The organism is Amycolatopsis kentuckyensis (assembly GCF_002155975.1).
GTDB classification, from domain to species: domain Bacteria; phylum Actinomycetota; class Actinomycetes; order Mycobacteriales; family Pseudonocardiaceae; genus Amycolatopsis; species Amycolatopsis kentuckyensis.
Genome location: NZ_MUMI01000383.1, coordinates 1 through 3,007 on the forward strand (window position 1 = coordinate 1; position 3,007 = coordinate 3,007).

The 3,007-nt window shown below is 74.7% G+C and carries 1 protein-coding gene; it reads left to right on the forward strand.

Annotated elements, in window-relative coordinates:
• On the forward strand, positions 1-3,007 hold a 3,007-nt coding region (locus CCN39_RS32465; RefSeq protein WP_143264235.1), incomplete at both ends, for a DUF6531 domain-containing protein.

Here is a 3,007-nt window from a genome sequence, read left to right on the forward strand (position 1 = left end):
CCTTCGGCTTGCCCCCGCCGCCCGGGGGCACGCCGAAGGGCAGCCCGGACGGCGGGGGCAAGCCGAAGGGCGACCCCAAGGGCGACGGCCCGCGCGACCGCGCGGTGCCGGACGACAAGAAGGTCTGCGTCTCCGACCCGGTCGACGTCGCCACCGGCGAGGTCGTGCTGAAGCAGGTCGACCTGACGCTGCCGGGCGATGCCGGCGACCTGGAGCTGTCCCGCACGCACCTGTCGGCCTACCGCGCCGGCCGGTGGTTCGGCCGCTCCTGGGCGTCCACATTGGACCAGCGGCTGGAGGCCGACCGCGCGCACCTGCGGTTCTTCGCCGAGGACGGCATGGTCCTCGTGTACCCGCGCCCGGACGGCAACCGGCCCGTGCTGCCGGTCGAAGGCCCGCGCCACCCGCTGCGCCGGACCGCCGAGGGCTACCGGCTCTCGGCAGGCGGCCGCGACCTCGTGTTCGCGGACGGCCCCGGGCGCGTGCTGCCGCTGACGGTCATCGAGCAGGGCGGCTCCCGCACCACGATCGAGCACGACGCAAGCGGCGCCCCGCGGCTGCTGCGCCGGGACGACGGCACCGAGATCGGGATCAACGCCGACTCGGGCCGGATCGCCGCGCTCGGCGTGCCCGGCGGCGCGCCGGTCGTCCGGTACGGCTACAACCGGCTCGGCCAGCTGACCCAGATCGCCGGCTTCACCGGCCGCCCGGTGAACCTCGACTACGACGTCGACGACCGGATCGTCGGCTGGCAGGACCGCACCGGCACCTGGTACCGCTACGTCTACGACGCCGAGGGCCGCTGCGTCCGCAGCGTCGGCGCCGAGCGCTACCTCAACGGCACGTTCGCCTACGACACCGAGACCCGGACCACCCGGCACACCGACGCGCTCGGCCACACGTGGGTCTACCGGATGAACGAGGCCGGCCAGCTCGTCGAACGGACCGATCCGCTCGGGCACACGCGCCGGTACTCGTGGACCCGCTACGACGACCTGCTGTCGCAGTCCGACGAACTGGGCCGGATCACCTTCTACGGCTACGAAAACGGCGAGCTGGCGACGGTCACGCGGCCGGACGGTTCCGTGGTGCGGCTGACCCCGGCCGGGGCCGGCGAGGTGGAACTGCGGGCCGGTGACGCGCGGGTCGTCGCCGCGGCGTCCGACCCCTACGCGGCCCTCCCGGGAGTCTCGACCCGGCTGCGCGTCGACGGCACGGACGCCTTGGGCGGCGAACCGGTGCTCACCGCGGCGGTGCGGCCCGGCGACCGCGACCCGTTCGGGCGGCCGCGGCTGGTGCACACCGCGTCCGGCGGCGCGGCCCGGCTCGGCTGGACGGCCGAAGGGCAGCGCTCCTGGCGGATCGGCCCCGGCGGCGAGCGCGAAAGCTGGCGTCACGACGGCGAAGGCCGCGTCGTCGAGCACCGCGACGCGGCCGGGCGGACGACCCGGCGCACGTACGGCCCGTTCGGCCTGCCGATCGAGGAGTTCGACGCGGCCGGCGCGCGCACGGCGTACGGCTACGACGCCGAGCTGCGCCTGGTCGCCGTGACCAACCCGCGTGGCCAGACCTGGCGCTACACCTACGACCCGGCCGGACGGCTCGTCGAGGAGACCGACTTCGACGGGCGTCGGCTGACCTACGCCTACGACGAGGCCGGGCAGCTGCGGCGGATGACGAACGGCCTCGGCGAAGTCACCGAGTACGCCTACGACGCGCTCGGCAACGTCGTCGAACGGCGGACGGCGACCGGCGTCACCGGCTACGCCTACGACGCGCTGGGACAGCTCGAGTACGCGGTCAACAACGAATCGGTCCTGCAGATCGTGCGCGACGAACGCGGGCGGGTGCGCGAAGAGACCCTCAACGGCGTCGGCGTGCGCTGGTCCTACGACGCCGCGGGCGTCCACCGCACCACACTGTCCGGTGTGGACAGTGAGTGGCGGTACGACGGCGATCTCCCGGTGTCGCTGCGCATCGCGGGTCACGAAATCGCGTTCGGATACGACGAAGCCGGCCGCGAGGTGCGCCGGTCGGCCGACGGCTCGGAGGTGCTGCGCCAGGTCTTCGACGCGTCGGACCGGCTCGGGGAGCAGACGATCGCCGGCGTGGGCCGGCGCGCCTACGCGTACACGCCGGACGGCCGGCTCGCCGCGATCGACGACCCGCGGCCGGTCCGGTTCGGATTCGACCAGGCGGGCCGCGTCGCGGAGGTGCACGCGCCCGACGGCGTGGAACGCTTCGCCTACGACGCGGCCAGCCGGCTCGTGCCGCCGGCCGGGACGCGCTACGGCCACGACCCGCAGGGCCGGGTGCGCGTCGCCGCCCACGGGCCGGAGGAGTGGCGGTTCGTGTGGGACGAGCTGGACCGGCTGGTCGCCGTGATCGCCCCGGACGAGTCGTTCTGGACCTACCTCTACGACCCGCTCGGCCGCCGGTTCGCCAAGCGCCGCTGGATCCTCGGCGACGACGGCGCGCCGCGGCAGACGGCGGAGACGTGGTTCGTCTGGAGCGGCGCGGAGCTCGTCGAGGAGATCGAGCTGACCGACGACGGCTCGTCGCGCGTGCTCACCTGGGAGCGTCACCCCGACGACGGCCGGCCGGTGGTGCAGGTCGAGCAGCGGGGTGCCGAAGTGCGGTTCCACACGGTGGTGACGTCCCCGGCCGGCACGCCGACCGAGCTCCTGGGCCCGGACGGCAGCGTCGACTGGCAGGCGCGCACGAGCTTCTGGGGCGAGCTGCTGCCGTCGGCGTCCGGCACCGCGCCGATGCCGCTGGCCTTCCCGGGCCAGTACCGCGACGCCGAGACCGGGCTGCACTACAACGTCTACCGCTACTACGACCCGCGGACCGGCCGCTACCTGAGCCAGGACCCGCTCGGCCTGGCCGCGGCGCCCGACCCGGTGGGGTACGTGGAGCAGCCGCACCTGCAGAGCGACCCGCTCGGCCTGGTGCAGAGCCCGTGCGGCAAGACGGGCGGCCCGAAGTCCCCGGACAGCCCGGCGGG